Raw genomic sequence first — 17,245 nt, forward strand, 5'->3', positions numbered from 1 at the left:
GGGCGCGGCGTGGTCCTAGCGGGAGGGGGAACGCGATGCCCGCCATCGGGAACGCCTGGCCGCGGGGGAGCGATCCGGGGGAGCTGCGCCGCGCGGTGGCGGCGGCCCACGAGCGCTTCCTCGCCTCGGGCCGCCCGCCCGCCCGGCTACGCGACGTCGTGCGCGACTCCTGGCAGCGATGCAGGGTCCTCGGGGTGGATCCCGAGACCGCCCGGCCGCCGTTGGAGCTCAGCGGCGACCGGCTGGAGGAGTATCGAGGGGCCCATCCGTTCTCCTCGGTGCTGCCGCTGATCCGGCGGCTCCTCGTGGACGCCGCCGACCACGGTTCCCACATCGTCGCGGTCGGTGACGCCGCGGGCCGCCTCCTGTGGGTGGAGGGCGAGCGGGGGCTGCGCGCGCGGGCCGAACGCATGCTCTTCGTCGAAGGCGCCAACTGGGCCGAGGCCGGGGCCGGCACCAACGCGCCCGCGCTGGCGCTCGCCCTGGGACACGAGGCGCAGGTCTTCGCCAGCGAGCACTTCAGCCGCAACGTGCAGTCGTGGAGCTGCTCGGCGGCCCCCGTCCGCGACCCCGACACCGGCGCCGTGATCGGGGTCTTGGACCTGACCGGCGCGGACACCGCCGCCTCCCCGTACGCGCTGGCCCTGGTGCGTGCCGCGGCCGCCGCGGTCGAAGGGGAGCTGCGCCTGCTGCGGCTGGCCGGCGCGCTCGCCCCGGCGTCGCCGGCCGCAGGGACCGATCCCGCCCCCCTGCGGGTGCTGGGGCGGGACGGCGCGCTGTTCGGCGGGGACGGACACGCCGTGGAGCTGGGCGTCCGCCACGCCGAGATCCTGCTGCTGCTCGCCCATCACCCCGGCGGTCTGACGGCCGAGGGGCTGGGCGCGCGGTTGCACGAGCGCGACGTGGCGGCGGTCACCGTCCGCGCGGAGGTGGCGCGGCTACGTCGCCTGCTCGGCCCCGGCGTCCTCGCCTCGCGGCCCTACCGGTTGTCGGTGCCGGTGCGCACCGACATCGAGGAGGTCCGCCGTCTCCTGGCGTTGGGACGCCACCGCCAGGCGCTAGGCGTCTACCAGGGTCCGGTCCTGCCCGCCTCCACGGCGCCGGGCGTGGTCGACATCCGAGAGGAGCTCGCCTGGGAGATCCGTACCGCGCTTGGCCGCGACGCCGACGCCGAGAGCCTGCTGGAGTGGGCCCGCCGCCCGGACGGCCGTGACGATCCCAGGGTCCTCGACGCAGCGCTGCGGGCGCTGCCCGAAGGGTCCCCCCACGTTCCGCTGCTGCGTGCGTGGCTGAGACGCGGCGCCTGCTGAGAGACGATGCCGCGCGTGCGTGCAACGTGCGCGCAACGGGCAGGTGACTAGCGTCACATCAACGTGGCAGTCCCGGCGGCGCCCGCAGGTCGGCGTGCCGCCCAGGCCGACGAGGAGGCAACCGTCATGGTGATCTACGCTCCGCCCGGACAGCCCGGGAGCCCGGTGGAGTACGCGCCCCGCTACGACAACTGGATCGGCGGGGAATGGGTCGCGCCGGTGCGCGGACGCTACTTCGAGAACCCCACGCCGGTGACCGGAAAGGCCTTCACGGAGGTGGCCCGGAGCGACGCCGAGGATATCGAGCTCGCCCTGGACGCGGCCGAGGCCGCCGCCCCCGCCTGGGGGCGCACCCCTCCGGCCGAGCGCGCGGTCGTCCTCAACCGCGTCGCCGACCGCATCGAGCAGCACCTGGAACGGCTGGCCGTCGCCGAGAGCTGGGACAACGGCAAACCGGTACGCGAGTGCCTGGCCGCCGACCTGCCTCTCGCGGTGGACCACTTCCGCTACTTCGCCGGCGCGATCCGCGCCCAGGAGGGCGGGATCTCCCAGATCGACGAGGCCACCGTCGCCTACCACTTCCACGAACCGCTGGGGGTGGTGGCCCAGATCATCCCGTGGAACTTCCCGCTGCTCATGGCGACGTGGAAGCTCGCCCCGGCGCTGGCGGCGGGCAACACGGTGGTGCTCAAACCGGCCGAGCAGACGCCGGCGTCGATCATGCTGCTGATGGAGTTGATCGCCGACCTCCTCCCGCCCGGAGTGGTCAACGTCGTCAACGGTTTCGGCGCCGAGGCGGGCCAGCCCCTCGCGACGAGCCCCCGGGTGCGCAAGGTCGCCTTCACCGGCGAGACCACCACGGGCCGGCTCATCATGCAATACGCCAGCGAGAACCTGGTCCCGGTCACCTTGGAGCTCGGCGGCAAGAGCCCCAACGTGTTCTTCGCCGACGTCGCCGCGGCCCGCGACGCCTTCTACGACAAGGCGCTGGAGGGGTTCGCGATGTTCGCCCTGAACCAGGGCGAGGTGTGCACCTGCCCCTCGCGGGCGCTGCTCCAGGACGAGATCTACGACGCCTTCCTCGCCGACGGCCTTGAGCGCACGCGCCGCATCCGCCAGGGCGACCCCCTCGACACCGAGACGATGATCGGCGCGCAGGCGAGCAACGACCAGCTGGAGAAGATCCTGTCCTACATCGACCTGGGCCGTAAGGAGGGGGCCCGGGTCCTGACCGGCGGTGAGCGCGCGGAGCTGGAGGGGGAGCTGGCCGGCGGCTACTACGTCACCCCGACCGTGTTCGAGGGCGACAACTCGATGCGGATCTTCCAGGAGGAGATCTTCGGCCCGGTCCTCGCCGTCACCCGTTTCTCCGACTACGCCGACGCCGTGCGGATCGCCAACGACACCCTCTACGGCCTGGGGGCCGGGGTGTGGGCGCGCGACGGTTCCATCGCCCACCGCGCCGGCCGCGACATCCAGGCGGGCCGCGTCTGGGTGAACAACTACCACGCCTATCCGGCGCACGCCGCGTTCGGCGGATACAAGCAGTCGGGGATCGGCCGCGAGAACCACCGGATGATGCTCGCCCACTACCAGCAGACGAAGAACCTGCTGGTGAGCTACTCCGATGAGGCGCTGGGGCTGTTTTGACGCCGGAGCGGGAAGGGGGCCGCGCGCGGGTGGCGTTGACGGCGCGGGCCGCACGGTTGCTGAGGGCGCTGCGCGAGGAGCACGGGCCGTTGATGTTCCACCAGTCGGGCGGCTGCTGTGACGGCAGTTCCCCCATGTGCTATCGGGCGGGGGAGTTTCGGATCGGTTCTGCCGACGTGCTGCTGGGGGAGTTGGAGCCGGGCACCCCCGAACCGGTGCCGGTGTGGATGTCGCGGTCGCAGTACGCGCTGTGGAGGCACACGCATCTGACCATCGACGTGGTGGCGGGCCGGGGCGCCGGGTTCTCCCTGGAGGCGCCGACCGGGCAGCGCTTCATCATCCGCTCCCGGCTGCTCGACGAAGGGGAGGTTTCCGACTGAACGCGACGGGCCGGCCCTCGGGCCGGCCCCGGCCTTGCGCCCAGCGGCGGGCGTGTCCGCCGGTCGATCCGACCGCCTCCGATGTGATATCGCGCACCCGTGGCGACGGTTTTCCGTTCCTGCCGGCAAGGGCGGGGGATCGGCGCGGAAAAGGAGACGACACGACCGGTCATGGGATGTTAACTTCGCTCCTCGTGTCACCACTCACCGAAGACGAGATACGTCGTTCCTTTGTCAACTGTTCGAAGGGGGAGGCGCGCCGCATCTCCCTGCCGCGGGGATTCGCCGACCTTCCCTGGTCCGACCTCGACTTCCTCGGCTGGCGCGATCCCGGCGCGCCGGAACGGGGCTACATCGTGGCCGAGCACGCCGGACGGCTCCTGGGGGTCGTCCTGCGGGTCCCGCCGCGCGTGGCCAGGGCGACGACGAAGACCCTGGTCTGCTCGGTCTGTCTGACCGCCCACGCGGGGTCGGGGGTCTCCCTGCTCACCGCGCGCAGGGTCGGCGAGGCCGGCCGCCGCGGCGACAGCGTCGGCGCCTACATATGCGACGACCTGGCCTGCTCCCTGTACCTGAGGGGACGCAAGAAGACCGAGGCGTCCAAGCACCAGCGCGAGTCCCTCACCCTGGAGGAGCGGATCGCGCGCGCCACCACCAACCTCGGGGGCTTTTTGGACCGGGTCCTGCACGACACCGCGGCCTCCGCCTAGCCGAGGCGAGCGGCCCGTCGTCGTGCCTCAGCGCCAGCCGTAGCGCGCCCTGAGCACCGCGCCGACGTGCCAGAACCGGTCGGCCTCCAGGACCGCGCCCTCCCGCCGGATGGCGTCCTCGTCCAGCTCGAAGAGTCGGTCCAGCCGCACGTAGGAGCGCCGTCCGTCGCGGTCCCAGGTACCGGAGCCCAGCTCCAGCCAGTCGTGTTCCTCCCAGCCGTCGGGGGTCCGGCTGGACAGCATCAGCGCGTGCACGAGGGGGCCGCGCCGGCCCACCACGAGCAGCGGCCGGTCCTTGCCCTGCGTGGGATCCTCCTCGTAGGGGACCCAGGTCCACACGATCTCGCCGGCGTCGGCCCGCCCGTCCAGGTCGGGGGCGTAGGTCAGCACGGTCGCGTTGCGCCCGGTCGCCACTTCGCGGACGGCGCCGCGATGGGGGTGGCCGGCGGGGACGCGCGAGGGGTCACGAGGCTCCAGCACGGGTGCATCCTAACCCGCCCCGGCCCGGGCGCACGGCGCGGCCGGGGCGGCTCAGTCGGCCAGCAGTTCCTTGACCAGCGCCGCCACCTGCTCGACCTCCACGAGGAAGCCGTCATGGCCGTGCGGGGAGGAGATGACCCGGACCGGTCCCGCCTCCCTGATCCCCGCGGCCAGCTCCGCCTGCTGGGCGAGGGGGTAGAGGTCGTCGCTGCTCACCCCCGCCACCATGGTCCGCGCCGTGACCCGGGCCAGCGCGGCGGCGGTGCCGCCCCGCCCCCGCCCCACGTCGTGGGAGTTCATCGCCCGGGTGAGCACGACATAGCTGTTGGCGTCGAAGCGTCGGACGAGCTTGTCGGCGTGGTGGTCGAGGTAGGACTCGATCGCGAACCGGCCTCCGGCGCCGGGATCCTCGCCCTCCTGGGCCCGGCGGCCGAAACGCGCGGTGAGCTCGCCGTCACCGCGGTAGGTGGCGTGCGCGATCCTGCGCGCGATCCCCAGACCGTCGCGTGGGCCACCACAACCGAGGGCGAGGTAGTCGCCGCCGTGCCAGTGGGGATCGGCCGCGATGGCGTGGAGCTGGGGGGAGGTCCACGCGATCTGGCGGGCCGAGGTCGCGGCCGGGCAGGCCAGCAGCAGCGCCCGGACCACCCGGTGCGGGTGGCCCACCGCCCATTCCAGGGCGCGCATGCCGCCCATGGACCCCCCGATGACAGCCGCCCACCTGGCGATCCCCAGCTCATCGGCGAGCCTGGCCTCGGCCGCCACCAGGTCGCGGATGCTCAGCCGGGGAAAAGCCGAGCCCCAGGGGCGCCCATCGGGACGGGACGTCGAGGGCCCGGTACTGCCCTGGCAGCCGCCGAGCGCGTTGGGGACGACCACGAAGAAGCGGTCGGTGTCCAGCGCCCGGCCGCGCCCCACCAGGCCGTCCCACCAGCCGGGGCTGGGATGCCCGGGCCCGGCCGGGCCACTGAGGTGACTGTCCCCGGTCAGCCCGTGCAGGACCAGGACCGCGTTGGAGCGGGCGGCGTCGAGGGTCCCCCACGTCTGGTAGGCCAGCCGGACACCGGGAAGCTCCTGCCCCGACTCCAGCCGGAACGGTGCCCCAGGCGTCGACCAGCGTCGCCCACCGGCCGGATCGCCCTCCCGCCACCCACCGGTGGCGGGAGGGCACGGCCCGACGGGCAGCCCGCTCACCGCCGTGCCTTCGCGGCCCGGAAGCCCGCCTCCAGGTCCGCCCGTAGGTCGTCGATGTGCTCCAGGCCCACCGCCAGACGCACCAGTCCGGGGGTGACGCCCGAGGCGAGCTGCTCCTCGGGGCCAAGCTGGCTGTGGGTGGTGCTGGCCGGGTGGGCGATGAGGCTGCGCACGTCACCGATGTTGACCAGGTGGCTGAACAGCTCCGTGCCGTCGACGAAGGCGCGCCCGGCCTCGACCCCGCCGTGCAGTTCGAAGGAGACCACCGCACCCGCGCCGCGCGGCAGGTAGCCGCGGGCCCTGGCGTTGAACGGGCTGGAGGGCAGACCGGCGTAGTGGACCCGTTCGACCTCCTCGCGTCCTTCCAGCCATTCGGCCAGGGCCTGGGCGTTGGCGACGTGCCGCTCCATCCGCAGGGACAGCGTCTCGACCCCTTGCAGGATCAGGAAGGCGTTCAACGGGGCGATCGCCGCGCCGGTGTCGCGCAGCAGCTGCAACCGCAGCTTCGCCGCGTAGGCGCCGGGCCCCATCGTCTCCCAGTAGCGCAGGCCGTGGTAGCTGGGGTCGGGCTCGACGAACCCGGGGAACCGCTCGGGGAACATGCCGAAGTCGAAGGTGCCGCCGTCCACGACGACGCCGGCGATCGTGGTGCCGTGCCCGCCGAGGTACTTGGTCGCCGAGTGGACGACGACATCGGCGCCGTGCTCGATCGGCCGCAGCAGGTAAGGGGTGGGCACGGTGTTGTCGACGACCAGGGGGACGCCCGTCTCGTGCGCGACATCGGCGACGCCGCGCACGTCCAAGACGTTGCCGCCGGGGTTGGCCAGCGTCTCGGCGAAGAACAGCTTCGTCTCGGGGCGGACCGCGTCCCGCCAGGCCCCCAGGTCGTCCTGGTCCGCCACGAACGTCACCCGCACCCCCAGCTTGGGCAGCGTGGAGTTGAACAGGTTGTAGGTGCCCCCGTACAGCGACGGGCTGGCGACCACGTGGTCGCCGGCGCCCGCCAGGTTGAGGATCGCCGCGGTCGTCGCGGCCGACCCCGAGGCGAACGCCACCGCGGCCACCCCGCCCTCCAGGGCGGCCAGGCGCTGTTCCAGCACGTCCTGGGTGGGATTGGTGATCCGGCTGTAGATGTTGCCCGGCTCGACGAGATTGAACAGGTCGGCCCCGTGCTGGGTGTCGCGGAAGACGAAGGAGGTCGTCTGGTAGATCGGGGTGGCGCGCGCGTGCGTCGCCGGATCGGGCTGCGCGCCCGCGTGGATCTGCTTGGTCTCAAACGACCACTCCACGGCGGCCGCGGCGGACGGCTCGGGAGTGGGGGAGGTGTCACGGGAGTCGACGGTCACGATGCTCTCCTGGGCACGGGCGTACGGCGCGGTGGGGCCGGACGCGGCGCGGATCGGGATGAGGGCGCGGCGAGGGCCGCGCCCGACGGCAACGAGAGGGCGCCCCGCCGGGTGGGGACGAGGACGCGGCCGCGGGGGACCGGGAAAACGGGAGACGGGTCAGGCCGCGGGGTGACAGAGCATGCTGCTTACGCGGGCATAGTCGACGTGCCGCCGCGAAACGAGCAGGATCATGGCCACGACACTAGCGCTCTGGCGGTGTGTAGTCCATCGGTTCCCGTGAGTGAGGCCGACCCCGCTGGTCGCCGGCGGGGCCGGCCTCATCGGCCTCGCCACCGGTCCTCCCGCCGGACGCGGGAACACAGCGCCCCGCGGCGTCCCGATCATCCGGTCCCGGACAGGAACCCCGCCGGCCCGCGCGCCCGGGGCCGGGGGCAAGGTGACGCCCCGATGACGGACAGGGGCGCCTCCGACGTCGGGAAGCGCCCCAGGCCCGCGGCCCCGCGCCCGGGAACCGGGACGCGGGGCCGCGACGGTCAGAACTCCAGGACGAGACGTCCGCGCACACCGCCGGCTTCCAACCTCCGGTGTGCCTGCGGCGCCTGGGCGGCGGGCAGGACCTGCGCCACGCGCAGGGTGAGGACCCCCTTCTCGGCCTGCTCGCGCAACCGGTCGAGTCGTTCGCGCGCGTGCTGGTAGTCGACGACCCACACCGGGTGGAAGGAGATGCCGCGCGCCAGGGCCGCGTCGTCGCCCCGGTAGCCGCGCACGGTGGCCACCCCTCCGCCGTCGCGGACCGCCGCGGTGACGAGGCCGTCCTGCACCGCCCCGTCGGCGAGGCCGTCGACCCCTTCGGGAACGGCCGCGCGGATGCGCTCGGCGACGTCGTCCCCGCGCGCCACCACGATGTCGGCGCCCAGCGCGCGGACCAGCTCCTCGTCCTCGGGCTTGGCGTCGGCGACGACCCGCAGCCCGTCGGCCTTGGCGAGCTGCACCACGTAACCGCCGAAGGCGCCGGCCGCCCCGGTGACGGCGAGGGTGGCGCCGGGCGGCAGATCGAGCAGGTCCAGGGCGCGTCGTGCGGTCAGCCCGTTCATGGGCAGGGTCGCCGCCTCGGCGTCGCTCGCGCCGTGGGGGACCCGCGCGACCGAGTCGGCGGGGACCACGATGCTCTCGCTGTAGGCCCCGTGGGAGCCGTCCGGTACGACGATCGCCATCACGTGGTCGCCGACGCCGTAGTCGGCCGACACCTCCGGCCCGATCTCCTCGACCACGCCGGCCGCGTCCATGCCCGGAACGTAGGGCGGCGGGTTCTTGCGCAGGTCCTCGGCCCGCGCTCCGCTGCGGGTCAGGGTGTCGGTCGGGTTCACCGCGGCCGCGCGCACGCGGATCCGCACCTCCTTGGGGCCGGCGTGACGCTCGGGGACGTCGAACTCCCGTAGCGCCTCGGGCCCGCCGAATTCACTCACTCCGATCACTCGCATACTCGGCCGAACCTCTCGCCCCGGCGGGGAATTCCCGGTTCCGGGTGAGCGGCGCCCGGAACCGGGAGAGGCGCGGTCACCCGTTGCCACGTCGCCCCGTCGCCGCGGGGGCGCGACGTCGGGACATCACCTCCAGATGCCTCAGGTAGCGCCCGGCGAGGTCGCCGGCCACGGGGTTGTGGCCGCTTGTGGCCAGCAGCCAACGCGGAGCCAGACGCTCGTGCAGCCACAGGAACCCGATCGCGTAGCCCACGCTGAGCATCGCCTGGAACAGCAGGAACGACCACAGCGGTTCGCGCAACAGTGTCGCCTGCCCCAGGTACCAGGCCATCGCCGTCTCCTCGACGAGCCGGGCGGCGGGGAAGGCCACCGCCCAGTACAGCGCCGCCGGCGCCACCGCGCCGATCCGCAGGCGACCGAGCGCCAGCAGCACGCAGTAGCAGCCGCCGGCCAGCGCCAACGGGACGCCGAGTCCCGCGGTGATCGTCAGGATCAGGGGCAGGGGCAATCCGGCCAACGCCGCCGTCCCGGCCCCGAACGCCCCGGCCGCCACGCCGATCAGCGCACCGGGTAACGCCACCTCCGCGTAGGCGAGCCCGCCCGTCACGGTGGGGGTGGCCCTTTGTGGGGTTCCCATCAGCTCACCACCACCCCGTAGGCGAACAGGGAGTAGAACAGCGCGCCGAGGTAGAACAGCGCGGCGAAGGCGATGATCACGTTGGAGACGATCCCCGGCCGGATGGGCTTGGGCAGGGTGATGTTGTTGACCAGCAGGAGCACCACGCAGTAGGCGCCCATCGCGAACGTCGACAGGAACGCCAACGTGTCCAGGATCGCGGCGGGGCCGTCCGCGGGGCCGAACAGCAGGACGGCGATGCCGAAGGCGATCAGTCCCCACAGGAAGAAGCCGTACAGCTTGGAGATGCTGAACCGCTTGGCGCCGGGGACGAAGAAGTAGGTCATGTCGGCCTGGCCGCGGGAGAAGGAGTCGAACAGGCCCAGCGTGGCGTTGAGGCCGATGAGCGCGATGAAGCAGAAGAACACGGTGCCGAGGACCGGGGTGCCGGCCGCCGCGAAGGAGGAGGCCATCGCGTCCAGCGCGGCGTCGCGTTCACCGTTGCGGATCACCTCGACCACACCCGGGTCCAGCCGGGCCGAGGCCTGCGCCAGTACCGTGAACGCGATCGTCACCAGCATCGTGACGCCCCAGAACAGGACGAAGGCGTCGAAGGTCACCCAGCGGCGCCACCCCTTCCATTTCGCCATCTCGGCGGGGTCGGAGGTGTCGAACATGAACCCGCGCGAGGGCATGCTCTCCTGCTCCTCGGCGTGGCGCAGTCCGCGGATCCGCGGGATGTGCGCGCCCATGCCGGCGCCTTTGTCGCGCAGGTGCAGGGTGTACCACATCTGCTGCATGCCCGAGGGGCCGGCGAAGGCGATCGAGCCGACCAGGATCGGAAACCACGTGGCCGAGGTGGCCTCGTCCGGCAGGTAGCCGAAGGCGAACATCCCGCTGACGGTGGAGGCCAGATCGGCGAAGTTGCCGACGAGCGCGGCCACCACCGACGTGCCCACCACGAGCAGGCCGATACAGATCGACAGCACGCTCTCCAGCAGGCTGTAGACGACCTTGGCCAGTGTGAAGACCACGCCCACCAGCAGCATCCCGGCCACCGCCGTGGCCTGCCAGGGGATGCCGGTCACCCGTTCGAAGGCCGAGGCCCCGGCCGACAGGTGTCCCGGCCAGATGTAGACGAGGATCGCGGTGACGAAGAAGAACCACATCAGCGGTTTGAACACGCGCGCCGCGCCGAAGAAGATGCTCTCGCCGGTGGCCATCGCGTAACGCGACATCTCCAACATGACGACCGCCTGGAGCGACACGCCGATGAGGAACAGCCAGCGGATCTCCGGGCCGAACACCAGGACCAGGCGCGGCCACATGTAGGACTCGCCCATCCCCACGCCCAGGGCGACGAGGAAGACGGTCGGGCCGAGGATGTGGATGGAGGGCGGCGCCTCGGGAAGTCGGCGGATCGGCATGGGTTCGAGGCGTCCGGCGCGCCAGAACCGCTCCCGGGGAGCGGAGGGCGTGGTGGCGGAGGTCGATTCGGACGGGTGGGGTCGGCGCTGGCCGGGGATCAGGGGGCGGGTCCCCTTCTCCGTGGAGGCTCCCGGTACGGGCGCCCCGGTGGATCCGGCCGCGTTGAGGTCTGAGGAATCCATGGGCGGAACTCCCTAGCGGATCTGCGGATGCGAGCTGCTCTGCCCCCATGCGCCCCCTGGGCGTTTTCCCGCGGACCTCCCTGTGCTCTCGGGGTCGGTCGGGGACCGGCCGTGGCTGGCACCACGCGCGGCCGCTGGTGGAGCGCCCGTGCGCGGTGTGACCGGTGGTCCGGCGATGGCGGTACCGGACCACCGGGGTGGCTGTGGTCGAGACGGACCGGTGGGATCGGTCCCGTCGGGTCAGAGTAGTCCGGCGGCGCGCGCCCAGCGATACTTCGCGCCGAGAACCTGTACCGGTTTTTCGGTCGTGTAGGGGTAGGCGACGATGCCGTTCTCGAAAAGCCGGGCGCTGGCGGCCTCGACCTCGGTGTCGCCCGACAGCGAGGCCACGATGGGCTTGTCGACGCCCTTGGCCCGCGCCTCGGACACGACCTTGACGACGACGTCGGCGAAGACCATCGGCGGGGTCACGATCGTGTGCCAGTAGCCGAGGATGAGCGCGTGCACCCGTTCGTCCTCCAGGCCCAGCCGGATCGTCTTCTCATAGGTCGAGGGCGGTTCGCCGCCGGTGATGTCGACGGGGTTGCCGGCCGCCCCGAAGGGCGGGATGAACGCCCGGAACGCGGCGTCCAGGTCCGGCGGGATCTCATACAGCGACATGCCGTTGTCGACCACGGCGTCGGACAGCAGCACCCCCGAGCCGCCCGCGCCGGTGATGATGACGACGTTCTCGCCCCGGGGCGTCGGCAGCACCGGCAGGGCGCGACCGTACTCCAGCAGTTCGTTGAGGCCGGGCGCGCGCACCACGCCGGCCTGCCGCAGGATGTCGTCGTAGACCTTGTCGTCGCCGGCCAGCGCTCCGGTGTGCGATCCGGCCGCCCGCGCCCCCGCCGAGGTGCGTCCGGCCTTGAGGACCACGACCGGTTTGCGGGGCACCACCTCGCGGGCCGCCTCGACGAAGGCGCGGCCGTCCTTGAGGTCCTCCAGGTGCATCGCGATCGCGTTGGTGTTGTCGTCCTGGCCGAAGAAGGTGAGCAGGTCGTCCTCGTCGATGTCGGCCTTGTTGCCCACGCCCACGATCGCCGAGACACCGGTGCGGGTGCTGCGGCTGTAGCCGAGGATCGCCATGCCGATACCGCCCGACTGCGAGGTCAGGGCGGTGCCGCCGACCACGTCGTAGGGGGTGCAGAAGGTCGCCGACAGCTTCTGGGGGGTGTAGTAGTAGCCGTAGATGTTGGGGCCGAGCAGCCGGACGCCGTGGCGGCGGGCGACCGCGAGCACCTCGTCCTGGAGCTCCTGCTCGCCGGTCTCGGCGAACCCGGAGGGGATGAGGATCGCCCCGGCCACCCCCTTGCGCCCGACCTCCTCCAGGGCCCCGGCGACGAACTTCGCCGGGATGGCGAAGACCGCGACGTCGACCTCGCCGGGGACGTCGGTGATGCTCTTGTAGGCCTTCAGCCCATACACCTCGTCGGACCTGGGATTGATCGGGTGGATCTCCCCCTCGAAGCCGCCGTCGACGATGTTCTTGATGACGGAGTTGCCGATCTTGCCGGTCTCGTTGGAGGCGCCGATCACGGCGATCGAGCGCGGCCGGAAGATGCGGTTGGTCGCGGCCAGGATCTCCTCGCGGCTGAAGCGCTTGGGCGGCCGCGGCGGGTCGAAGTCGAGCACGAAACGCAGGTCGGCGGCGACCGCGGCGGAGGCCGTCGCGAACACCGGGTTGAGGTCGGCCTCGGCGATCTCGGGAAAGTCGGTGACCAGGTGGGACAGACGGACCAGGAGATCGGCGAGACGGTGGGTGTCGACGCCCTCGCCGCCGCGTACCCCGCGCAGCACCTCGGCGGCCTTGATGTCGCCGACCTGTTCCAGCGCCTCGGCGGGGGTGACCGGCGCGAGCCGGAACGCGACGTCCTTGAGGACCTCGACCAGCACGCCGCCGAGCCCGAACACCACGATCTTGCCGAAGGTGGGATCGGTGGTGGCGCCGATGATGACCTCCTGGCCGCCGCCGAGCTGCTGCTGGACCTGGACCCCCTCGACGCGCGCGCCGGGGGAGTGGGCCTGGGCGTTGGCGAGGATCCGGTGGTAGGCGGTGGCGACGTCTTGGGGGGTCTCCAGCCCGACGGCCACGCCCCCGGCCTCGGTCTTGTGCAGGATGTCGGGCGAGACGATCTTGGCGACCACGGGAAGGCCCAGCTCCACGGCGTGTTCGACGGCCTCCTCCGCCGAGGTGGCCAGGGCCTCGCGCGGCGCGGGGATGCCGTAGGCGTCGGCGACCGCCTTGGCCTCGGGCGCGGTCAGCGAGGTGCGGCCCTCGGCGCGGGCGCGGTCGAGCACGGCGCGTACCGCGGCGCGGTCGTATCCGCTGGTGTCGCCGCCGTGGGCGGACTCCGGTGGGGCAGCGGGCATCAGATCACTCCGTTCGACTTGAGCGTGGCGAGCTCCTCGGCGTCGAGTCCGAGCTCGCCGGAGTAGATGTCGTCGTTGTGCTCGCCGAGCAGTGGGGAGCGCTCGATGTCGGCGGGGGAGTCCGACAGCCGGATCGGCAGGCCCACGGTCTTGTAGGGGCCCCGTTGGGGGTGGTCCACGGTGACGACGATCCCGTTGGCGCTGAGGGTGGGGTCGTCGATGATCTCGCGGGTGCTCAGGATCGGACCGCAGGGGATGTTGTGCGCGTTGAGCGCGGCCAGGACCTCCCACTTGGGCAGCCGGATCGACCACTCCTCGATCATCGCGAACGCCTTGTCGAGTTTGTCCAGGCGCGCCTCGGGGGTGGCCCACTCGGGGTCGGTGGCGAGCTCGGGGCGGCCGATGAGCTGGGTGATCGGCGCCCAGCCCGGGGGCTGGATGATGACGTAGACGTAGTCGTTGGGGCCTCCGGGCGCGGTGCGCACGGCCCAGCCGGGCTGGCCGCCCCCCGAGGCGTTGCCCGAACGGGGGACCGTGTCGCCGAAGTCCTCGTTGGGGTACTCCTTCAGGGGGCCGTGGGCCAGACGCTGCTGGTCGCGCAGCTTCACCCGGCACAGGTTCAGCACGGCGTCTTGCATCGCGACCTCGACGCGCTGGCCCCGTCCGGTGCGGGTGCGTTGGAGCAGGGCCGCCAGGATCCCGGCCACCGTGTGCACCCCGGTGCCCGAATCGCCGATCTGGGCGCCCGTCGCCAACGGCGGTCCGTCCTCGAAGCCGGTCGTGCTCATCGAGCCGCCCATGGCCTGGGCGATCACCTCGTAGGCCTTGAAGTCGGCGTAGGCGCCGGGCCCGAACCCTTTGATGGAGGCGTAGATCAGCCGCGGGTTGGTGGCGTGCAGCACCTCCCAGGTGAACCCCATCCGGTCCAGCGCGCCGGGCGCGAAGTTCTCCACCAGTACGTCGGAGCGGCGTACCAGCTCCAGGAAGATCTCCTTGCCGCGTTCGGTCTTGGTGTTGAGGGTGATGCTGCGCTTGTTGGAGTTGAGCATCGTGAAGTAGAGGCTGTCCACGTCGGGCAGGTCGCGCAGCTGGCGTCGGGTGATGTCGCCGCTGGGAGCCTCCAGCTTCACCACGTCGGCTCCGAGCCAGGCCAGGAGCTGGGTCGCTGAGGGGCCGGACTGCACGTGCGTCATGTCGAGGACGCGCACGCCCTCAAGGGCCTTGGTCATGGGGGTTCTCCCGGTCGTCTCCAGCCGGTCACTTGTACATGGTCTGGTTGCGGGTCCCCGGGGCGTAGACATCGGGGTCGATCCACACGTTGATCAGCGATGGCTTGCCCGACTCCCGGGCCCGGCGCAGCGCCGGGCCGATCTCGGCGGGGTCGCGCACCTCCTCGCCGTAGCCGCCCAGCATCCTCGCGAACTCCGAGTAGCGCACGTCGCCGAGGGTGTTGCCGACGTTGCCGCGCGCCTCGCCGTACTTGGCGATCTGTCCGTAACGGATCTGGTTCATCGACGAGTTGTTGCCGATGACGCCGACGAACGGCAGGTTGAAGCGGACCAGGGTCTCGAAGTCCCAGCCCGTGAGGCTGAACGCGCCGTCACCGAACAGGGCGACCACCTCCTTGTCCGGACGGGCGTACTTGGCCGCCATCACGAACGGGACGCCGACCCCGAGGGTGCCCAGCGGGCCCGGGTCCATCCAGTGGCCGGGCGACTTGGGCTGGACGACCTGTCCGGAGAAGGTGACGATGTCGCCGCCGTCGCCGATGTAGATCGAGTCCTCGGTGAGGAACTCGTTGATCTCGTGCACCAGCCGGTAGGGGTGGATGGGCGTCGCGTCGGAGTGCAGGAGCGCGGCCCGCTTGTCCAGGGCGGCGCGTTCCTGGGCGCGCAGTTCCTCCAGCCAGGCCTTGCGTCCCTGTGCTCCGTTGTCGGAGAACGCGCTGGTGGCCTGGAGGACCGAGGACAGGATCACGTCGGCGTCGCCGACGATGCCCAAGTCGATGTCACGGTTCTTGCCGACGGTGGCGTAGGACAGGTCGATCTGCACGACCGTGGCGTCGGGGGACAGCCGCCTGCCGTAGCCCATCCGGAAGTCGAACGGGGTGCCCACGATGACGATGAGGTCGGAGTTGGTGAAGGCGTAGCGGCGCGACAACTGGAAGTGGTGCGGGTCGCCGGGCGGGAGGGTGCCGCGGCCGGCACCGTTCATGTAGGCGGGCACGTTGAGCGCGCGCACCAGGTCGATCGCCGACTGCGTGGCCCGCGTGGTCCACACCTGGTTGCCCAGCAGGATGCTCGGCTTCTCCGAGCGCACCAGCAGCTCGGCGAGCCGCTCGATCGCGGCGGGGTCGCCGGCCTGGCGGGTCGAGGCGCGGTAGCGCCCGGCGACGGGGATCCGGGCGCGCTCCACCGGGACGCGCGCGTCGAGGATGTCGCGCGGGATCTCCAGGAACGACGGCCCGGGAGCCCCGTTGAGCGCCTCGCGGAAGGCCATGGAGACCATGTCGGCGACGCGCTCGGTGTGCGGAACCGTGGCCGCGAACTTGGAGATCGGCGCGATCATGTCGACGTGCGGCAGGTCCTGGAGGGAGCCCATCTTGTGCTGGCTGAGCGCTCCCTGGCCGCCGATGACCAGCATCGGGCTCTCGGCCCGGTAGGCGTTGGCGATGCCGGTGACGGCGTCGGTGGTGCCCGGTCCGGCGGTGACGACCGCGCAGCCGGGTCGGCCGGTGATGCGGGCGTAGCCGTCGGCGGCGTGTGCCGCCACCTGTTCGTGTCGTACGTCGATGACGTCGATGCCCTCGTCGACGCACCCGTCGTAGATGTCGATGATGTGCCCGCCGCACAGCGTGAAGATGACGTCGATGCCCTCGGCCTTGAGGGCTCGGGCCACCAGGTGCCCGCCGGAGATCGTCGTCGCCTCGCTGGTGTGCTCCTCGTTGCGCTGGTCCGCCATCTGGCTGCTCATCTCCTCACCGCGCGGCCCCGTGGGGCGCTGGTCGTGCCGGCTGGATGGGGATAGGGGTCGGCCCAGAGGCCGAGATTTTTGAATACTGCATACCGTATGGCTTCCATTGCTACATCAACCCGCAATCCGTGTCCAGACCGTTCCGGCGCGAACGCGAAGCGGAGTCGCGGGGGATTGCATACTGCATACGATCGGCGTATGACTGAGGGGACGGCAAGCGCGAGGCGCGGAGGAGGCGCGGTGGACCTCTACGAACACCAGGCAAAGCAGCTCTTCGGGGAACACGACGTGCCGACCGCCCAGCGTCAGCTCGCCTCGACACCCGACCAGGCCGAACGCAGCGCGGCCCGCATCGGTGGCAGGGTCGTGGTGAAGGCGCAGGTCAAGACGGGTGGTCGCGGCAAGGCCGGCGGCGTCAAGGTGGCCGACGGCCCCGAGGAGGCCCGCGCCGCGGCCGAGCAGATCCTGGGCATGGACATCAAGGGCCACACGGTCCACCACGTCCTGGTCGAGGAGGCCGCCGACATCGCCGAGGAGTACTACTTCTCGATCCTGCTCGATCGGGCCAACCGCACCTTCCTGTCCATCTGCTCCAAGGAGGGCGGCATGGAGATCGAGGAGGTCGCCGCCACACGTCCGCAGGCGATCGTCCGCACCCCGATCGACCCCCTGCGCGGCCTGGACCGCGCCACCGCGCGGGAGATCTGCCACCGGGCCGAACTGCCCTTCGACACCCACCCCAGGCTGGCCGCGGTCATGACCCGGCTGTGGCGGGTGGCCTGCGAGGAGGACGCCACGCTGGTCGAGGTCAACCCGCTCGTGCGCACCGAGGACGGCCGCGTGGTCGCCCTGGACGGCAAGGTGACGCTGGACGGCAACGCGGCCTTCCGCCACCCCGAGCGCGCGGCCTTCCACGACGACGCGGGCGCCGACGAACGGGAGTCCCGCGCCAGGGCGAAGGGTCTGAACTACGTCAAGCTCGACGGTGAGGTCGGCATCATCGGTAACGGTGCCGGTCTGGTCATGTCGACGTTGGACGTGGTGGCCTACGCGGGTGAGGCGCACGGTGGGGTCAAGCCC

The 17,245-nt window shown here is 71.9% G+C and carries 14 protein-coding genes; 5 read left to right on the forward strand and 9 right to left on the reverse strand.

Going from position 1 to position 17,245, the window contains the following annotated elements; all coding sequences use genetic code 11:
• The first annotated feature begins 35 nt into the window (after positions 1 to 35).
• The 4 genes from ACYVHU_RS20355 (at position 36) to ACYVHU_RS20370 (ending at position 4,050) form a co-directional block, all read left to right on the forward strand.
• Entirely contained in the window at positions 36 to 1,310 is a 1,275-nt protein-coding gene (locus ACYVHU_RS20355) for a GAF domain-containing protein (RefSeq protein WP_432941020.1), read from the forward strand.
• A gap of 126 nt (positions 1,311 to 1,436) precedes the next feature.
• Positions 1,437 to 2,960, forward strand: coding sequence for an aldehyde dehydrogenase family protein (exaC, locus tag ACYVHU_RS20360; protein ID WP_498949279.1), 1,524 nt, complete (start codon positions 1,437 to 1,439; stop codon positions 2,958 to 2,960).
• A 29-nt stretch (positions 2,961 to 2,989) separates the two neighbouring features.
• Positions 2,990 to 3,340, forward strand: coding sequence for a DUF779 domain-containing protein (locus ACYVHU_RS20365; RefSeq protein ID WP_200813464.1), 351 nt, complete (start codon positions 2,990 to 2,992; stop codon positions 3,338 to 3,340).
• A 194-nt stretch (positions 3,341 to 3,534) separates the two neighbouring features.
• Entirely contained in the window at positions 3,535 to 4,050 is a 516-nt protein-coding gene (locus tag ACYVHU_RS20370; RefSeq protein ID WP_078759474.1) for an FBP domain-containing protein, read from the forward strand.
• A 27-nt stretch (positions 4,051 to 4,077) separates the two neighbouring features.
• Here the strand turns inward: ACYVHU_RS20370 and ACYVHU_RS20375 are convergent, their stop codons facing one another.
• The 9 genes from ACYVHU_RS20375 to ACYVHU_RS20415 all read right to left on the reverse strand — a co-directional run bounded on the left by ACYVHU_RS20375 (position 4,078) and on the right by ACYVHU_RS20415 (position 16,165).
• A complete protein-coding gene (locus ACYVHU_RS20375; protein WP_235000588.1) occupies positions 4,078 to 4,530 on the reverse strand; it encodes a type II toxin-antitoxin system PemK/MazF family toxin in 453 nt (150 codons plus the stop codon).
• A gap of 51 nt (positions 4,531 to 4,581) precedes the next feature.
• On the reverse strand, positions 4,582 to 5,715 hold the full coding sequence (gene metX / locus ACYVHU_RS20380; protein WP_432941778.1) for a homoserine O-acetyltransferase MetX: 1,134 nt from the start codon (positions 5,713 to 5,715) through the stop codon (positions 4,582 to 4,584).
• A 5-nt stretch (positions 5,716 to 5,720) separates the two neighbouring features.
• On the reverse strand, positions 5,721 to 7,013 hold the full coding sequence (locus ACYVHU_RS20385) for a bifunctional o-acetylhomoserine/o-acetylserine sulfhydrylase (protein WP_432941775.1): 1,293 nt from the start codon (positions 7,011 to 7,013) through the stop codon (positions 5,721 to 5,723).
• Between the two features lie 593 nt (positions 7,014 to 7,606).
• Positions 7,607 to 8,539, reverse strand: coding sequence for an NADP-dependent oxidoreductase (locus ACYVHU_RS20390; protein ID WP_235000587.1), 933 nt, complete (start codon positions 8,537 to 8,539; stop codon positions 7,607 to 7,609).
• Positions 8,540 to 8,630: 91 nt separating this feature from the next.
• Complete coding sequence (locus ACYVHU_RS20395; RefSeq protein ID WP_432941012.1) at positions 8,631 to 9,191, reverse strand: hypothetical protein; 561 nt, start codon at positions 9,189 to 9,191, stop codon at positions 8,631 to 8,633.
• Positions 9,191 to 10,780 (reverse strand): Nramp family divalent metal transporter, encoded by a 1,590-nt coding sequence (locus tag ACYVHU_RS20400; RefSeq protein ID WP_432941009.1) that lies wholly within the window; start codon positions 10,778 to 10,780, stop codon positions 9,191 to 9,193. The genes ACYVHU_RS20395 and ACYVHU_RS20400 overlap by 1 nt, the downstream gene beginning before the upstream one ends.
• A 240-nt stretch (positions 10,781 to 11,020) precedes the next feature.
• Entirely contained in the window at positions 11,021 to 13,192 is a 2,172-nt protein-coding gene (locus ACYVHU_RS20405) for an acetate--CoA ligase family protein (protein WP_432941006.1), read from the reverse strand.
• Positions 13,192 to 14,421 (reverse strand): formyl-CoA transferase, encoded by a 1,230-nt coding sequence (gene frc, locus ACYVHU_RS20410; protein WP_078759467.1) that lies wholly within the window; start codon positions 14,419 to 14,421, stop codon positions 13,192 to 13,194. Before frc ends, ACYVHU_RS20405 begins: the two co-directional genes overlap by 1 nt.
• Before the next feature lie 28 nt (positions 14,422 to 14,449).
• Positions 14,450 to 16,165: a thiamine pyrophosphate-binding protein gene (locus ACYVHU_RS20415; protein WP_394330012.1), complete on the reverse strand. Its 1,716-nt coding sequence runs from the start codon at positions 16,163 to 16,165 to the stop codon at positions 14,450 to 14,452.
• A gap of 240 nt (positions 16,166 to 16,405) precedes the next feature.
• On the opposite strand from ACYVHU_RS20415, the gene ACYVHU_RS20420 reads away from it, so the two are divergent.
• Positions 16,406 to 17,245, forward strand: an 840-nt coding sequence (locus tag ACYVHU_RS20420) for an ATP-grasp domain-containing protein (RefSeq protein ID WP_498949280.1), incomplete at its 3' end; no start/stop codon positions are given.

The sequence above is a fragment of the Marinactinospora endophytica genome (assembly GCF_054780875.1).